General features: G+C 46.2%; 11 protein-coding genes. 6 read left to right on the top strand and 5 right to left on the bottom strand.

Annotated elements, in window-relative coordinates:
• Positions 1-18: 18 nt before the first annotated feature.
• Positions 19-1713, bottom strand: coding sequence for a transglutaminase domain-containing protein (locus H6H02_RS02050; RefSeq protein ID WP_190814098.1), 1695 nt, complete (start codon positions 1711-1713; stop codon positions 19-21).
• A 202-nt stretch (positions 1714-1915) separates the two neighbouring features.
• Positions 1916-2041, bottom strand: a complete 126-nt coding sequence (locus H6H02_RS27480) for a hypothetical protein (RefSeq protein WP_277922497.1) — start codon at positions 2039-2041, stop codon at positions 1916-1918.
• 230 nt (positions 2042-2271) lie between these two features.
• Between H6H02_RS27480 and H6H02_RS02045 the strand changes: the two genes are divergently transcribed.
• The 3 genes from H6H02_RS02045 (at position 2272) to H6H02_RS02035 (ending at position 7470) form a co-directional block, all read left to right on the top strand.
• Complete coding sequence (locus H6H02_RS02045) at positions 2272-3249, top strand: DUF928 domain-containing protein (RefSeq protein WP_190814096.1); 978 nt, start codon at positions 2272-2274, stop codon at positions 3247-3249.
• A 298-nt stretch (positions 3250-3547) separates the two neighbouring features.
• Positions 3548-4354, top strand: coding sequence for a DUF928 domain-containing protein (locus H6H02_RS02040; protein WP_242040503.1), 807 nt, complete (start codon positions 3548-3550; stop codon positions 4352-4354).
• 1151 nt (positions 4355-5505) lie between these two features.
• Positions 5506-7470, top strand: coding sequence for a ShlB/FhaC/HecB family hemolysin secretion/activation protein (locus H6H02_RS02035; RefSeq protein ID WP_242040502.1), 1965 nt, complete (start codon positions 5506-5508; stop codon positions 7468-7470).
• A 67-nt stretch (positions 7471-7537) separates the two neighbouring features.
• On the opposite strand, the gene H6H02_RS02030 is transcribed toward H6H02_RS02035, so the two are convergent.
• The gene (locus H6H02_RS02030; protein WP_190814092.1) at positions 7538-10777 is read right to left on the bottom strand and encodes a CHAT domain-containing protein; all 3240 of its coding nucleotides are present in this window, start codon (positions 10775-10777) and stop codon (positions 7538-7540) included.
• A 564-nt stretch (positions 10778-11341) separates the two neighbouring features.
• On the opposite strand from H6H02_RS02030, the gene H6H02_RS02025 reads away from it, so the two are divergent.
• Complete coding sequence (locus H6H02_RS02025) at positions 11342-11794, top strand: PPC domain-containing protein (RefSeq protein WP_190814090.1); 453 nt, start codon at positions 11342-11344, stop codon at positions 11792-11794.
• A gap of 453 nt (positions 11795-12247) precedes the next feature.
• The gene (locus H6H02_RS02020; RefSeq protein ID WP_199328921.1) at positions 12248-12598 is read left to right on the top strand and encodes a hypothetical protein; all 351 of its coding nucleotides are present in this window, start codon (positions 12248-12250) and stop codon (positions 12596-12598) included.
• Between the two features lie 73 nt (positions 12599-12671).
• Here H6H02_RS02020 and H6H02_RS02015 read toward each other — a convergent pair whose 3' ends face one another.
• Positions 12672-13349, bottom strand: a complete 678-nt coding sequence (locus H6H02_RS02015) for a uracil-DNA glycosylase family protein (RefSeq protein ID WP_190814088.1) — start codon at positions 13347-13349, stop codon at positions 12672-12674.
• A gap of 169 nt (positions 13350-13518) precedes the next feature.
• On the opposite strand from H6H02_RS02015, the gene H6H02_RS02010 reads away from it, so the two are divergent.
• Positions 13519-15093, top strand: a complete 1575-nt coding sequence (locus H6H02_RS02010; RefSeq protein WP_190814086.1) for a Na+/H+ antiporter — start codon at positions 13519-13521, stop codon at positions 15091-15093.
• 265 nt (positions 15094-15358) lie between these two features.
• On the opposite strand, the gene H6H02_RS02005 is transcribed toward H6H02_RS02010, so the two are convergent.
• Positions 15359-17347, bottom strand: a complete 1989-nt coding sequence (locus H6H02_RS02005) for a protein-arginine deiminase family protein (protein ID WP_190814085.1) — start codon at positions 17345-17347, stop codon at positions 15359-15361.
• Positions 17348-17354 lie beyond the last annotated feature (7 nt).

The following is a 17354-nucleotide window of genomic DNA, read 5'->3' as shown; positions in this document are numbered from 1 at the left end:
TTTTGACTTTATTCATGCTTATGAGGACGGTGCTAGTTCCTCCAAAATCGTAAATCTCACATGATTTAGAGATAATTCTCCAATGGAAATGTCCTGCTTATTGACTCTTTCCCCGTGACTCATCAGGCTTTCAAACGTGATACCTTTGCCCATCTCAGCGTGATACCAAGCTAAACCCATGAAAAACCGCGATGGATAGGGGCCTCTTTCGACCACATCATCCGGATTTGATTCCATCGGCAACCAGCCAAATCCAGGCAAGTAGAACTCCATCCAGACGTGATTAAAGTCGGGTTGCAAGGGTAAATTCATCAATTCAGGATGAGGAGGGCACTTGTAGCGACCTACGGTGCGGCAGGCAATGCCATTCAGCCGCGCCAAGGCAAGTAAAACCCCTAGGTACTCGCCGCAGGAACCAACACCCCTTTCTAAGGCGATATCTGGCGGGTCAATATAAGGCTTGATCCCGTAGGAAAGACGGTCATAGACATAATTACGAATTTTGAAAATTTTCCGCAGCATATTGGTTTCGCTGCCAATCGCTTCCTTGGCAGCATTGAGGATGATATCGGTGTCCATTGCCAAATCATCATCATCCGTCAGATATTTGCTGCGTAACTCAGGCGAAAGGTCGGGAAGTTGTTCGGCATCTTTGGGTGTCAGGCGATATTTGATACTCCAGACTTCTATCAGTGCTTTCCAGCCAAATATATAGCGATCGCTAGTTTTGAGACTGTTAAATTTAAATACAGCCACCCGCTGTCCGTCTTGAATTTCTTCGGTGAAAGGCAATCCGACTGGTTCAATTTTTCTAATCTTCTGCCGATGAGTTTCTGAAGGTAGGGCAATTCGCCACTCCACATTTTCTAAATCCACCTCATCGAGGGGGGAAAGTTCCTCGACGTAGGAAATTTCCATCAGGTAGCCATTCGAGAGGGCATAGCCTTCAGCCTCGTTGTAGTAAAAATACAACGGGTGAATAAACGTGCGATCGCGGTACTGTAATTCGTAATTCGGATCGGCGTTCGGGTTATCGCGCAGGTAAGGCTCCTCACCCGCATAAGCCACGTAGAGAATATCCTGCCCAGTTTGAGGCTCTGTGTAAAAAGTTAACCCTGTCGGGCACTCAAAGGGCGTCAGCACGCTGAATTTAATCTCACCCGTAGCTCGGTCAAGGCAGTAAACGGTTTGCTCAATGCTATCGGAAACCCAGAGTTCCTCACCCCTGACTGTAATATTTTCTACCCCTACCCCAGGTGAATAAAACCGGGTAATCTCTTGACCCGTCTCCCGACTAAAAACTAGAATATATCCCGCTTTCTGAGAAGTCACGTAAACAGTTGATTCCCAAACAGCAACCCCATTGGCTGGGTAGGGCAATTTTATAAAGGACTGGGGGGTCAAATCAGTGGTGGAGATGCCATTAATAGCATTTGGACAAAAGAAAACACCATTTTCCTGGGTACACCAGAGAGTATCTTCCCAAAGAGCCAAGCCAGTCACGCCGAGAAAATCTGGCAGATGATTGGCATTGAGTATCGTAGTGTTGTCGCTCTTGGGATCAATTTGCAACAGATACCCATTAGTGGCATCAATGGCGATGAGTGTATCTTTCTGAGAAGCAATGCCGTGCAAGGCAGCAGCTGCAATCGGTCTAATTGTCCGATGCCAAGGATTTTCTTTGAGTGGTAGAGCCGCTGAATCAGGAATCATCTCAAATCTCAGTGAAGGTTATGTAGAAGTGGATACCCAGGAAGGCAGAGTGATTTAAAAATTAGGATTTGGGATTATAGGATTTAGTCAATCTAGAATAGCGATCGCCATTCTCAAATTGGTTTGACCCTAGCCCTAGCCTAAGTTACCAAAAATGCAACCAAGACAACTGCTTGATACGAACCGGAGTAGGATCTTATCTTTACTGTGCCTGTCGGGAACTCTGACAAGCATCAGGGCATCTTAAAGAATGACCAACTAAGGACTGAGCCGACCCGTTGCCTTGAGATGCCCCCACTGGGGATTCTTGCAGAATGGCAGACTTCATGACTCAATGTCCGAAAAGAAAAACAAATTTTCCGTACATGAGTTTGATATATAATTATGGACACGCGATCGGACAAGCTTGCTGCTCCAAAGCGATATCAATCTAGCGATTGGTTGTTAAACAGAACCTTCAAAAGTGAGAGAGTGCAGAGCCATCCACAACTGTCTGGATGGGCAATATCTTCAGGCACACCGCTTGAAAAGGTTTGGAAATTAAAAGAGACTAGATTCATGAAGTCTACACAAGAGACTCAAGAAACTACAGTGCCGCAAAAATTAGGAGCCGATCGCAATACGCTCTTTAAGGGAGAAATCCCCGATAAAGAAGTTCAAACTAATTTCAATTTTTTTAGTAGACTCCTTGAAGTAAAAATCCCACCGTTTAAGCTCTGGGGAATTTCAACAGAAAACAGTTCTAGCATGATTTGGATGAAACGCTACACACAGATTACAACACTGGCTGTTTCCTTAACGCTCGGACTGGTTTTGAATGTGCCTTCCCAGGCACAGGCACAGCCTTCCCCCCTCAGCATCCTACCGGATAGTTGGGGATATAAGCCGCCAGAGAGAGGCAACCCCGACCACCGAGAACAAGGTGCAACCCGCGGCGGTTGCCCTCCGGGTTTAACGACCTTGGCACCCAAGGGTCTTGGTCTCACTGCCTTAACACCCAAGGGTGTTGGGTTAACGGTTGCAGAGTATCCAACCTTCTCATGGTATATGCCTGCAACATCAGCTCGGTCAGCGGAGTTTGTGCTGATGGATGCCAACGAGCGAGAAGTCTACAAAGCGAATTTTGCGATCGCGGGAAGACCGGGCATTTACAGCCTCAACCTTCCTACCTCCGCCAATTTACCACCCCTGGCTCAGAATCAGGAATATTATTGGGAAGTCTCGGTGATTTGTAATGCTAACGACCGAGAGAAAAATGTTGTCGTAGGGGGTGCGATCAGGCGCGTCGCACCAGATCCAGCCTTGACCAGACAAATCCAGCGAGCCACTCTACGAGAGCGCGTTGGTCTCTATGCACAAGCTCGTCTTTGGCATGAGACACTTGCTACCCTGCTGGAGCTACGCCGCTTGAGTCCTAACGATTCTACCCTGGCATCTGACTGGAAAAAGCTGCTAGTGTCGGTTCAACTGGACAAAGTTGCGAACGAGCCTCTAGTTCAGAGTGCAGCGAGTCGAAGTACGACTCGCTCAAACTAACACACCCTGTGTTTCGGTACCCTGTGTTTCGGTACCTTGTGTTTCGGTACCCTGTGTTTCGGTTGTTACATCTGCTAAAAATAGGAAGATTTGACCTACCTGTCCAGAGTTTTCGACTCCAAGATGTGACTTGATGAAGGCAGAAAGCTGAGTTCAGATAGTCAAGAAAACGATGTACGGGTAGGTAGTCAGGCAATCTAGGGCGGGACAGTCGAATCTTGTTGGTTAAACCGCACCTATCCATTCAAAACTCAAAATTCTCTGGAGCAGTTCTGCTATGGACTGGATGAAGTCCCCTATGTTAAAACGAGCTTTAGCCATCTCTATGGAAGTGGCACTGCTCACGGGTTTCTCAACTCTGATAGGGACGCCGCCAACACTACTTGCCCAAGGAATGCCCGATCGGTGGATAGTTGCTGGATATAATCCACCTAAAACCGTTGGAGCACCAGGGCGCAGGGAAGGGGGCGGAACTCGTAGTCCTGGAAGCTGCCCAGTGGCAGGCAAACCGCTCACCGCACTGGTCCCTGCCAATAATATTGGGCTTACCGTCGCAGCATATCCAAGCTTTTCATTCTACGTACCGCCAGTGCCTGCCCAAGCGTCGCCACTGCAACTAGAGTTTGTACTGAAGGATGGAAACGAGCAAGAGGTTTATACAACAACCTTCATGACCACAGGGAAGGGGGGTATTGTCAGCATCAACCTTCCGACTTATGCTGGATTACCACCCTTGGAAGTGGGTAAGAATTATCAGTGGTTCTTGTCGATGGTTTGCGATTCCGAACAGCGATCGCTTGATGTTTTTGTACAAGGTTCGATTCAGCGGGTTCCACAAACCGCACAGCTCAATAATCAGTTGCGGGTGTCTACACCGAATAAGCGTCCAGACGTTTATGCAGAGGCGGGGATGTGGTTTGACGCCTTGACTACTCTGGCAGAGCTGCGCCGCTCCAATCCAGACAATTCCGCCTACTCTGCTGAGTGGGAACAACTCTTGAAGGCGGTTGGACTCCAAAACATTGCCAAAGAGCCTTTGCTTCCCAGTACGACGACATCTGCTAGCCAAAGGGCACCCTTTCAGGGCTTTAGAGAAAATCAGTAGTCTTGAACGAACGGTTCTCACTCCAAGGATGAAACTCTGCTGAATTTCTAACCATTGGATATTTAGCACGGGCACAGGCAGGAGAAAAGCCTATGCCCCTAATCCCTCTTTTCCTAAAGTAACAAAAGAGGGATTAGGGATGTAGCGGTACGCCTAGACACCCAGTTTCTTGGTAAATATGAGGACTTCCGCAGAGATATCTCCACATCCCTCGATAAATCGGGGAGTTTTCCAGTTCCCTCAATTTATCCTAGGTTAGGGGGATCTCAATCCGGTTCGGTTAGTCAAAAGACGCCCGAATTATCGCTGTGTAGAGACAAGGGCGATACCGTATTGAGGGGGATCTCGGTTTCAAGCTTTCAGTGCATGAGGCCTAAATGTGAAATGAATAGTCAGAGGATAGGATAAAGCTGAAGGCTGGATATCCAAACGCAACAAGGGTCCCGCCTTATCCATTGCACTTAAAGATCGCCCGAAATAAAGGGCTGGAAGTGTCTGCTGACAGGACTTGTGCTATCCAAAATCTGCCATCTAAAATTTAAATCGGTATAGAGGTACACATCACATTGTTACCTCTTGCCATCATCATCCCGTACTCTCAGCAGGATATTCTGGATAGCAGGGTGGGAGAGAAAAATACCAATTTCGTCCTGGGTTAGCCCAAACTGGATGAGGCTGTGGAAAAATATACCCTGTCGCTAGATAATGGTGCCGTCGGTGATATCGATACAGTTGTCTTGGGGATCAGGAGTCCAAGCTGACATGAGAGTGTACCCCATTCAGTGCAGAAATTACTGATTAGGTGTGTGAGTACGGTCGCAAAGCGAATATTGTTCTAAGCAAATTGCTCGCCTCCCAGCAGCCCAATCTAGCTAGCAAAGAGCAGACACCATTGACATCTGATGGCATAATTATGAGATAATTTTATGTCTTCAGATGGATGCAAGATTGAGAAAAAGTCTAAACTTATGCCGGTTATTGGTTGGCAAAAGTAACATTCTCTCTAGTAAGAGCGATCGCTACATTTGGAGAGCGGATTGGAGAGCGAAAGGGAAAAAGTTGAATTAAGTAAAGAAAATACGGATTGGATGCAAAAAAATTGTATTAATTGAAGTTTTTAGACAATTCAACCCGTGGAGAACACAGCTGTCATGCGTTCAAGGTTTCAATGGTTTTGGTGTGGAGTGTTAATTGAGGGTGCGATCGCTTGTGTCTCTGCCAGCGGTGCTAATGCCAAAACACTACCGGCAACGCCCGATCTGAATGGATTGAATTTTCATCGCGAAATGGAAACGATGAAAGCGTTTTCCAGCGACGCAAGGGAAAAACAAGAACCTGCTAGGCGTTCAATTGCCCCATCAAGGGGCATACAGCAAAAGCGCGTGGGAGTTGTTCATCCTGAGCCAGAGAGGTCTGACGATAGACTGCTGCAAGCGCAAACTATACCGGCTTCACCGCAGAACCAACCACAGCTAAATCAACCCCTGCAACCCCAATCCGATCCTAACCGCGATCGCTTTCCGCAGCCTGCACCCCTCCCGGAACCTCTGCCGGAAGAGTCACCGTCGCCCGTACTGACGCCCCCAACGCCACAGCCTGATGCTGCACCGTCCTCAGACACGCTTGAGGTGAAAAAGATTCAAGTCACTGGCAGCACTATCTTTGGCGCAGAACAGTTGAACTCGATTACTCAAACTGTAGAGGGGCGTACTGTCACCCTAGAAGAACTCAGAAACGTTGCCGATGCGATTACCCAGTTGTACCTTAACCAAGGCTACATCACCTCAAGAGCCATCCTTGTAGACCAAGCGATTACGGATGGTGTCGTCCAGATTCGCATCATTGAAGGCAGCCTAGAAGAGATTAGGGTAGAAGGAACGCGCCGGTTGAATCCAAATTACGTGCGATCGCGCGTGCGTTTGGGGGCTGGCAAACCGCTCAATACCGGCAAGCTAGAAGATCAATTAAGACTATTGCGTGTCGATCCTCTATTTAAAAATGTAGAAGCCAGCCTCCGCTCTGGGAGCGGGGTCGGTCAAAGTATTCTCGTCGTTCGCGTTACCGAAGCCAAGTCCTTTTATGGCAGCTTCGGCGTCGATAACTACTCGCCTCCGAGCGTTGGTTCAGAACGACTGGGTGTCAATCTGGGTTATCGCAACGTCACCGGCATTGGAGATGAAATTGCTGCCTCTTATTACCATACAACTACAGGTGGCGCTGATGTTCTTGACTTAAACTATCGAGTGCCACTCAACGCGATGAACGGCACCTTGCAACTGAGATATGCTCCCAATCGAAATGAAGTTACCCAAGCCCCTTTTGACGTTTTCGACATTCGGGGAGAGTCGCAGCTTTATGAAATCAGTTATCGCCAGCCTTTAATCCGCTCGCCGCGTGAAGAATTTGCCCTTTCTTTAGGGTTTACTCACCAGAATGGTCAGACTTTTACCTTTGCAGGGCCGACCCCCTTTGGTTTTGGTCCCGACGAAGAAGGTCGGAGCCGCACCAGCGTGATTAAATTTGGACAAGACTATCTGCGTCGAGATGTCAAGGGTGCTTGGGCATTGCGATCGCTCTTTAGTCTCGGCACTGGCTTGTTGGATGCCACCATTAATCCCGACCCCCTACCCGATGGTCGTTTCTTGAGCTGGCTGGGTCAAGTGCAGCGAGTCCAAGTCCTGAATAACAATAATTTCCTAATTGTGCAGGGAGATGTTCAGCTATCAACCAGTGGCTTATTACCCTCCCAACAGTTTGTAATTGGCGGCGGTCAATCGTTGCGCGGCTACCGGCAAAATGTGCGTGCCGGTGACAATGGAGTGCGACTTTCGATTGAAGATCGCATTACCGTTCAGCGAGATGAAGCTGGTGCCGCCACCTTGCAGTTTGCTCCTTTTGTGGATCTGGGTTGGGTGTGGAATGTGTCTGATAACCCCAACAACGCCACATTACAGGATGAGAAATTTTTAGCAGGTGCTGGCTTAGGGCTAATCTGGCAACCACTGCCCAAGCTAAATATCCGACTAGACTATGGCATTCCGCTAGTGGATATTGAAGACCGTGGCGAAAATGCCCAGGATCGGGGCTTTTATTTCAGCGTTAACTATCAATTTTAGAGAGAATTAAAAATTAAAAACTGAAGAACTCCTCATTTTTAATTTTTAATTCTGCATTTTTCATCGATTACCACGGGTTTCCAATCATCGTAAAAGCTGCCCAATAATAAGGATGAGATAAATTTTGATTTTCCAGCTTCGCAAGTTCGGGCGTCAGGGTCATAACCCCGTTGGGAGTTTGCAGTTTACCTCCCTGTATTCGCACTTGCCCCTTAAGCATCGCTACCTGTGCTTGCCGCAGTGCTTCCACTCTCACGGGGGCTTTTTTCAATTCTTGGTAAAATTCCGTCATCAGTCCCAAGGTGCCTTGGTCGCTGACGTACCAAAGGCTTGCTAGCGCTGACTTAGCCCCTGTCTGCACCGCCAGACCAGCAAAACCCAACTCCGCCTGCTCATCACCGAGTGCAGTACGACAAGCACTCAGAACTAACAAATCCACCGGCGGGTCATTCCAGTCAAGCTGGGAGAGCTGGTTCAAAGACAGCTTACTGTCCCATAGCTGAATGTATGAGTTCGTCGGATCTCCTGGTTCAAATTCTGCATGGGTTGCCAGGTGAACAATTCTAAACGGTTGTAGACGGCGCTGAGTCTTGAGATTTTTAAGAGTGAAGGCGTTGTTGAGGAAGGATTTCCCAGGCCATAACTCAGGCGTGATGATCGATAACTCGGTTGGCACAGCGGGAAGCGGCGCTTGGTCGGGAAATTTCGATACCCCCATTGCCAAAACTTGAGAGCTTTTTAAGTTGCGCTGGAGGGTGTCCGTTAAGCTAAGGCTGGGGATCAAGCTGACGCTGTATTTCTCCACTAGAAATTGTTGACCATCATATAAAGCCGCAAATGGCACAGAACGCAACCCACTATCGGGAACGAATACAAGATTTTGGATGCCTCTAGCTTGTAAATCGCCTTCTAGCGGAGCGATTAGCCACTGATACAGTTGCTTGGCTGAGGTCAGGTAGGTGGGAGTGCGTCTGATCCGAATGACTTCCTGGCGAAATTGATCGGCGACTTTGAGAACTTGCGATCGCGAAGCGTATACGCCTTGCGTTCCTAGCACAGCTCCCGATAACCGCTTGCGGAGGGGTGAACCCTCTGCCGTTACCAGCACTACTTCCAGCTCGTCGCTCTGAGGGCTAACGGCTGTAGAGGCTGGGGTTTCCTGCCTCTGCTGAGTGCTGAGTGAAATGAGGGATTTTTCATTCCCCTGTACTCTCCTATTTTCCGGTCCCTCTGGGGCAATGGTTTTGGGAACAAACGCAACATACATCAGCGCCGATCGGACTCCCGTTTCTCTTTCAATTCTGGCGAGAGTCTGACGAGCATCGAGTAGAGAATTAGCACGAGCGGGAAGATTATTCAGACCGAAATATTCGGCAAATTGACGGGTAAAAATTTCTTCGCGTTCAGTCACGACCGCGTCAATTTCAATTGCTGGGATATCCGGCGGGAGTTCTTTGGGTGGCTCCTCGTCCGGCTCGTCAATTAAGATTGTGGGATCGATTGTTTGATCGGGATCGGCAGTAATTAATTGAAGATTTCCCTGGGTGTCTGGCCCAGGAAAAGCTTGGAAGGTCGAAATCGTGAATTGCCCATTGTTCAGCGCTCCGGCTGTCCCGTTCGTTGTCGGATTTCCGACTAAAAAGGGAACTAAACTGTCGCCGCCCCCGTGCTGGATAGCGATCGCGCCTCCTCCAATTCCTCCGGACGTAGAGATACTGGCAGATATCCCATCTTGGTCTAGAAAAGTGCCGGTGGCTTGGAAAAATTGACCCGTTGCAATGTTAACGTTTCCCCCCACGCCATTCGTTCCCCCTTGAGCATTGATGGAGGTAACTTGAATATCTCCAAGTGGATCGAGGGTGACAGATCCCCCATTCCCGATTGCTGAACTAGAGTTGATGACTCCAGCGTTGATTTGGTTTAGAGCCAAAAGCGCGATCGCGCCGCCATTTCCAGCGTTGGATGAGGAATTGATAGAACCGGCAATATTAATTGTCCCCGTTGGACTATTGTTGGGTGCAACAACATTGTTGATTTTGTCAAGTGCCGAAAGAGTAATTGCACCTCCATTCCCCAGATTGGATGAAGAATTTAGAAAAGTTTGAACGTTAATAGAACCTGCTTTACTCGTGAGGAAAATATTGCCCCCATTGCCTGAATTGGAATTTGTCAAAATCCCGTCTAAGGGCGAACTCAGGATATTAATATCCTTAAAAGCGGACATGGTTACAGAACCCCCATGCGCCCCCAAAGAAGTGGCGGAGGTATCAATTTTTCCAAGGACTGTAATGTTGTTAGCAGAAGCTAAATCCACAAAACTCCCGGTTGAGGGCAAAGAAGTTTGAGCGGTGGCTCCCTGCACCACGACATCACCAGCATCTACCCGGATGTTAGAGCCAGCTAGTTTCACCTCCCCAGTGTCGCTAACCATTACTTTTGTCGCATTGTTAGCACCTCCACCTGTAAGTAACTGCGGCAAAGACAGAGGAGAAGCGATGGAGAGGGGGAGAAAAGGCGAGAGAGGTTGAATCTCTAAACTCAGTGGGCTTCCCGCTTGAGAAAGGCGAACCATCTTCTCACCGGGTACAGATGCAACCGTGATACTCCCCCCTGGTGCCGAGAGATTACCGAGGGAGACAACCGTACCTCCGAGTAGATTGAGATCCTGCCCATCTTTAACGGCTAGCTGTGCCTCGTTGACAATCGCTCCGGGCGTTTGGGGGGTGGCGAAGGCAAAGGTATTGGGCGTCCCCACGAGAGCCGCATAGCTATTAGAGCCGATGGCATTAAACCATTCAGCGTCAAATTGAATTCCAGTCGCTGTGGTAGCGGTAAAGCTTCGAGGTACGTTCAAACTGGCTCCTGCGCCAAAAACGATCCCCGCGGGGTTCATCAGGAAGAGGTTGGAATTGCCGCCAGAGACTTGGAGAAGCCCGTTAATAACTGAAGGATCGCCCCCCGTAACGCGCCCCAGAATATTTTGAATGGAGGGGCTAGAAATGAAGTTGGCAATCTCACCTTGGCTAAGACCAAATTGGGTGAAGCTGTGGAACAAATTGGTATTATCAGCGGATGTAGTGCCGCCTTGGATGTCGTATTGGGTTCCATTGGGCTTGACAATGGTGCCGGTGCCGTCAGTCGCCGGGACGATCGATTGTGCCTGCACGCTCAGAAAGCAAACGGATATTCCCAATGCCAGATGTGGAAGGGCAAAAAGCAAAAAGGCGATAGATTTTGACCTTTTCCTTTTGACTTTTTCCTTTTGTCGTGCTAACAACAAGTTAATTCTTTTGACAATTGATTTCATAGGGACGATCCTGAAAGGAAACAAGCTCTTCCTCAAGTCTTTAGATGTTTCAACGCTAACTTCTGGGGCAACTTTTCCACCACAGGTAGTGTTGAAATGGCGACAGGCTTTTGTTTATAGTGTTTGGACGGTGTAAAGGGAGAAGTCCTAATCTGCGATAAATCGCTGTATTGTCCTGTCCGTCAAAACAAAGTAGGAAGGATATAAAAAGAATGGATTTTCCCACCACTCAATCAATGAACAGGAGTTCGATCGCCAACCCATCGCCTTTAGGAGATAAGCTAGTGAACTAGCCAGATCCAGCTTTGTTGCCCATCTGGAAAAAGCTCAAGTCGGGCGGTAACACTGAATAGAGCAATAGCTGATAAGGTTTTCCGGTTTCTTCCCAAGTGCTGGACTACCCACAAATTGCGTGAAGCAAGGCGATCGCTTCTATCGAATCGCTTCCAGGTGTCAAAGAAAGTAAAAAATAAACAGTAGAAACATTCTTTGTTTGGAAAGCGGTACACCCCGCCCCGCTTTCCCCCAACCCTTAAAAGGGAAGGGTGTTCAGCGGGAATTTTTATGACTGACGCTTTTGCCTTTAGATGGCACCGTACCCTGATTGTTCCTGCTACGCTGCTGGCTCTTTTTCTGACCACTATATCAGCCAGAGCGCAAAATAAGGTATATAGCCCCATTCCTGTACCGGCAAACAATGAAGTTTCCGACACGCTAACTGAAAAAGATATTCCAACTGGTGAGGGAGGTTTTGCTCGTGATTACTTGGTAACTCTGGATGCTGGAGATCAAGTAGCGGTTGACTTGATCTCTGATAGTTTTGACACAATTGTGACGCTGATGTCGTCGGATGGCGCTACTGTGGCGGAAAATGATGACGGTCCCGACGGCAGCACTAACTCGCTTTTATTTTCCCGCATTACCGAGCCGGGTGATTATATTATTCGAGTTCGGGCTTTTGGGGAAACGAGCGGCGGTTCTTTTAAGCTCAAGGTAACGCGACTGAAACCAATTTGAGGCGAAAGGAACTGTTTTGAATTTATAAGTGTTGAGCGTTGAATTTAAACAATAACTCAATACTTATAAGTTCTGATTCTCGAATTCGCTCAACATTTAGTTTGACTTTTTCCAACAAGCCTTAAAATACTTATCTGGCGAAATTTTAGTTAAACGATTAAACTTCTGATTAAGTTGGTAGCTGTAAGAGAAAATCTTCAAAATCTCCCATAGTTCCGGGAATTTAGGGTGAACGCTAACCCATAACGTTTGAGAAATCACTTGTTAAATGTCCTCCAAGCGCGATCGCTAGTTATCTTGACCCAAATCTCCTAAGTTTAGGAGACTGAAATAAATCCAAAATATAGGGGAGACTAATTAAATTTGGTTCTGTGAAATTAGATTTTACAGGGTATTCAGGGTAGTCATCAATTCCAATATCGTCAATATTCCCTTTATGAATTGAGGAAATCCATGAAATCACCTTCTAGAATCGGCTATTTCTTTTTTGCAGGAATCGGAATTGTTACTTTAGCCTGGTTTGTTTGCCATACCGAAAGTTATTTTCAGCCTTATCCTTTAATTGATACAAAATTACCCTCGGGATTTTCAGAAGAAAAATTCTCCAGTATCCAATTAGGAATAAAGAAAGATGAAATTTTGAAAATATTACCTGCTCCCGAACATAGCATTGAGCGTAATAATTGGAGCTATGGCGTAGATGGTGCAGCGCCTTGGGGTGATTTTGCTTGGATTTCGTTTGAAATGTCTTTTGATGAAGAAGGCAAGGTAATAGGGAAAAAACGCTACGTCTATCATGATTAACTGAATATATACCCCCTTTAAATAAAGTCAGAGAGCGCTTTTCTCAACCATCCGATGCCTGAGGGTTAGTGTGTTACGGCAATATTTCCGCGAGGCGCTGCTGAAGCAGTTGGGGAAATTGGGCGTAGTATTTTTGATTGAGTGGGGAAGGATGAGGGAGTGGCAGTAGCGTCACTGGACGTTGATGTAGGTTGCCTTCTGTGTCCTTCGCCTGAAGCGTAACTTGAATGCTAGCAGAATAGCGATCGCTTCTTGTAAAAAACTGCTTCAACTCACCCTTAGCAGCATAAAGGGCAAACCAATTAAACGCTTCATTCCCCAGCGTAATAATCTTATCTCCTTGCCAATGCAACACCAATAATCGCTCTAAAAAGGGGCGAAATCGTTTTTTCACCGCCTCAGTGTATGCTTTGTTACCCGGTGGTTTGTAAGGTACTGTATTCGTAAGTAAAACGCGATCGAGGACAACTTGTAAATCGGTATCCTTATTGGGTTCGGTGGCTGCGATCGCTCGGTACAAACCCCGACGCACAAAGCCACCAGCAGCGCCGCAAAGCGGTTGACGTGCCCGTACTTCATCTTTTCCCAAATCGCGGGCAAAAAAGCACAGCTTGCTCTCCAGATTGCCTGCATAGAGAATTGGCTGCGTAGGCTCCAAACTCGCTGCCTGATAAACTGGTTCATCAATGGGAAATGTTTCCCGTTGCGCTTCCTGCTGGATATCTGCAATTAACTGTTTAATGTCTGACATAACGTTTTATATTTCTTAAGATAGATGCAATAAATTATGTTTATGACCACCAAACATATTGAATGATACGATGTTGGCAATTCAAGACACTATCCTATACAACCTCTAGATTAAAGAGCAAATTAAAAGCTACAGTGTTTTAACGACTAATTACGATATGGAGTTTCCTATGGCGATAGAAACCACCCTAGACGAAGCTTCCATTAAGCAAAGTTTGGAGCAATTTCTGCTAGTGTTGTCTATTTCCTTGAGTGTGGCGACACTCTCGCGAATTTTCAGTTGGTTACGCCAAATCCCCTACACATTGCTGCTGGTAATTGTCGGGTTATTTTTAGCATTTGTAGATGTGCGGTTGGTGAATCTGTCGCCAGAATTAATTCTAGAGATTTTTTTGCCTCCCCTACTATTTGAAGCTGCCTGGAATATCCGTTGGCGAGACTTAAAAGATGATTTATTTCCCGTCAGTTTGTTTGCCATTGTCGGTGTCATCATCTCCGTTGTTGGTATTGCATTTCCCCTCACTTGGCTGACTGGAGTTCCTCTTACAACTGCCCTACTTGTCGGTGCTTGTTTATCTGCTACCGATCCTGTTTCCGTAGTAGCTTTGTTTCGCGAACTGGGTGCTGGCAAACGCTTAACAATGTTGATGGAGGGAGAGAGTTTATTTAATGATGGCGTGGCGGTGGTGGCGTTTATGCTGCTAGTAGGAATCCCGCTAGGAACCAGTGAATTTGCACTAGATACTACCATTGCTCGTTTTTTGATATTTGTTGGTGTTGGGATTGGAATTGGCAGCTTAGTTGGTTTTGGAATTTCCTACCTTACGCAACGTTTTGACTTGCCATTAGTGGAACAGTCACTAACACTTGTTTCCGCTTACGGCACTTATTTGATAACAGAAGAGTTGGGTGGTTCTGGGGTGATTGGGGTTGTCACAGTTGGCGTAATTTTGGGTAACTTTGGCTCCCGCATTGGTATGAACCCGCGCACCCGGTTACTGGTATCTGAATTTTGGGAATTTCTAGCATTTTTTGTAAATTCTATCGTTTTTCTTTTGATTGGCGATCAAATCCGCTACTCGCGTCTAGTGGAAAATTTTGGTCTAATTGCGGTGACAATTGGAGCGGTATTACTAACACGAGCAATTGCTATTTATGGACTCAGTGCCTTGAGCAATTGGTTAGTTAAATCTCAAATAGGTTGGCGAGATCAAACAATACTTTGGTGGGGTGGCTTAAGAGGTTCAGTTTCAATTGCCTTGGCGATAAGCGTACCCATTATCTTGCCAGGAAGAGACGAAATTATTGATATGGTGTTTGGCGTTGTGTTGTTTACTTTGTTAGTTCAAGGTTTGACAACTCAGTGGTTTTTGGAAAGATTAGGTTTGGTTGGAGATCAGCCGATACGCCAGCAATATTCAGAGGCGATTGCCCGTCGCATCGCCTTAAATCGAGTGTTGAATTATTTATTGGAAGCTGGCAAAGAATCAGAAATCGATCCGGAGTTTTATCGTTACGAGTTAAATCTGGTACAAGGACAACTCAAAAGCATTGAGGAGGAAATTGAGAAGCTGCAAAATCAATATCCTGAGTTGCGATCGCTTAATATGCAACAACTGCGAGAAAAACTCTTGGATATTGAAGCCGACACCTACGCCGAACTTATCCGTGCAGGACGTTTGAATAATCAACTATCGCCCGTATTGCAAGAAATTCTAGCTGAATCAACAGAGGATGAAAGGTAATAAACTGGGGTGCGATCGCACCCCAAACAAAACCATTTTTTCCCTTTTTCCTTCCCCCTTTGTGGTTTGTTTCCAAAATCGAATCAGCACCATAATTCTTGCTGCTTTTTTTTCATACTCTTAATACCAGTTTCCTATGAAGATGCACTAAATTGAAGGAAGCAACCAATTACAATATACCTTCATTCTGCTTCAAGCAAGTTGTTAGGCGGCTGGCGTTGAGTGCTCTGGATCAATAATCGCAATGACTCATCTGCAAAAGCTATTATTCGAGGAACATGGGTTCGATTTCCCACCATTTTTGAGTAAAAGGTTGTCGGCTCGTGTTAGTGCCACAATGAATTTCCCCACCATCTCGAAAATAAGTGTCCCAATCATCGATAAAGTGACAGACTAAACCCAAAGGTTCTAAAACCCCTTTGACATAAGCTTCAAATTGGCATTGGGCATCAACCTGGGGGCCAAAGGGTTTGGGAATCGCAAGATGCTGCTTGAGAACGAGCATATTGACCATGTTTGGAAAAAAACTTTTTGCTCGTCCATCGTCATCCACTTCAAACAAAGCAGGCAAATCGACAATATCTTCTTCACCTAAATCTAATTCCTGTTTCAAAACCTCTCGATTCCAACTAATGTGTTCCTGAAAGCGTTGGTTTTGGCGAGCTAAGGTTTCATTTTCAAGCACGTCTGCCACGCTAATATCAGCAGGTTTATCGTCAATTTGTTTGCCCTGCCGCAACAACGCCTGAGAATGTCCTTCGCTTCGTAACGCTTTAAGAAGGTCGTAACACTTATCAGGGCTGGCGAGAATTAGTTTGAATCCTTTAGGATTAGGAGCAGAGACGAAGTTCATAAATTCGTCAATATGCCCGACACTCAGCCAATCCGAAAAGATTTCAAAAGGGGCTTGGATTTTTTGAGCAAAGAAAAAATCTCGCAAGACTTTTAACTTTCGGCGCGGTTCTGGAATAATTTCTGGGCGCGTTCCTCCAAATAGCAGACGACCGAAGGGATAATTTACCCCTTTTACGATTACTGGCGGAGAAACTTCTAAATTTCCAAAAGAGTCTAATTTGGTGACTGAATGGCGGCTTTTGCGAATCACATACCCAAAGTCACTGCCTATGAGTTGGCGGTTGGTCAGGTGATCTAGTCCGCGATCGCGAGGCGAATCCAGGACGACGTGAATGAATTTTCCAGGCGCTTGAGTATATCCAATTTCAATTTCATCTCGCATCCAAGGATCGTCTTTATGATACTCATAAGGAACCGGATCGAGTTGCGCGTTGGCTTTAGCAACAACTTTCCTCAGATCCTCAATGAATGCTTCGTTCTTTCCCTTCGATAAGCGAGAAACAAACACAGTGATTGGAGATAAGGTATTCGGAGTCATCATCCAGGGAGCGACTCGAAAAACGACGCGATCGCTGTAGAGGGTTTCTCCATCTTTTACAAGATTTAAAGTAATCTCAACCCGTCCATCAAAATCAATGTCGGGATAGCTTAATCCCCTTATAGCCAGGAGAATATCCTGATCTGTACCTCTAATTTGTGCTTTTGTTCTCTTCGGGCTAATTAACTCATAGCCACTTTTATCTAGTTCGTCATAAATGCAAATTCGTTTGGCAGTGTCTTCGCTAACTGATAAGTGAATCTCGCATCCAGAGGGTAGATTTCTTAATCCGGCTCTACGAACAATCATAAAGCTCGAATCTTTTAGATCCAGTAGTCCTTTAATCTTCCTATCGTATTGATTATCAGAATGAACATGGTCGCGATCGGTGTTGACCATTAGGATTGCACCATGACCATTAATCCCCCATTGCCAATCCCCCTTTTGAGGATTATTGTCGTCAACAATCCCATCTCGATCTGCATCCACATCTAAACAAATCCGAAGACAGGTTAGCTTAAGTTGAACTTGGCTCAGCTGATGACCCGCCTCATCTTGAAACGTGATCTCTAAAGAGCGGTCATTTTGGCGATCGCTAAAGGTTCTTGCTAAAAGGGTAATTGTTGGAACTTGATTGAGAAGAATCAACGTTTTTGTATCAATGAGTTGATCAGCCTCAGAGTAAATTTCGATTTCTCCCTGTGATTTGAGGCTGACAATGACATTCTCTGAAGGAGCTAGATTTTTTAAGGGGATTTGCAGCGGCTGACCAACAATTAAAATATCTTCACAACTCTTACTTTTTTCTTGAGAACGTGAAGGAAGCTTCTTCAATGTTTCAGGCTGAAATAAAGTTCTCATAATTTTA

Source organism: Coleofasciculus sp. FACHB-1120, from assembly GCF_014698845.1.
Lineage (GTDB): Bacteria > Cyanobacteriota > Cyanobacteriia > Cyanobacteriales > FACHB-T130 > FACHB-T130.
The sequence above is the reverse complement of the archived record's forward strand: the minus strand, read 5'-3'. Positions and strand labels throughout refer to the sequence as shown.

Excerpts from the sequence above, each read along its gene's own strand:
- H6H02_RS02005 (WP_190814085.1), bottom strand. The coding sequence starts at position 17,347 with ATGAGAACTTTATTTCAGCCTGAAACATTGAAGAAGCTTCCTTCACGT.
- H6H02_RS02035 (WP_242040502.1), top strand. The coding sequence starts at position 5,506 with ATGCGTTCAAGGTTTCAATGGTTTTGGTGTGGAGTGTTAATTGAGGGT.
- H6H02_RS02020 (WP_199328921.1), top strand. The coding sequence starts at position 12,248 with ATGAAATCACCTTCTAGAATCGGCTATTTCTTTTTTGCAGGAATCGGA.
- H6H02_RS02040 (WP_242040503.1), top strand. The coding sequence starts at position 3,548 with ATGTTAAAACGAGCTTTAGCCATCTCTATGGAAGTGGCACTGCTCACG.
- H6H02_RS27480 (WP_277922497.1), bottom strand. The coding sequence starts at position 2,041 with ATGAAGTCTGCCATTCTGCAAGAATCCCCAGTGGGGGCATCTCAAGGC.
- H6H02_RS02030 (WP_190814092.1), bottom strand. The coding sequence starts at position 10,777 with ATGAAATCAATTGTCAAAAGAATTAACTTGTTGTTAGCACGACAAAAG.
- H6H02_RS02045 (WP_190814096.1), top strand. The coding sequence starts at position 2,272 with ATGAAGTCTACACAAGAGACTCAAGAAACTACAGTGCCGCAAAAATTA.
- H6H02_RS02015 (WP_190814088.1), bottom strand. The coding sequence starts at position 13,349 with ATGTCAGACATTAAACAGTTAATTGCAGATATCCAGCAGGAAGCGCAA.
- H6H02_RS02050 (WP_190814098.1), bottom strand. The coding sequence starts at position 1,713 with ATGATTCCTGATTCAGCGGCTCTACCACTCAAAGAAAATCCTTGGCAT.
- H6H02_RS02025 (WP_190814090.1), top strand. The coding sequence starts at position 11,342 with ATGACTGACGCTTTTGCCTTTAGATGGCACCGTACCCTGATTGTTCCT.
- H6H02_RS02010 (WP_190814086.1), top strand. The coding sequence starts at position 13,519 with ATGGCGATAGAAACCACCCTAGACGAAGCTTCCATTAAGCAAAGTTTG.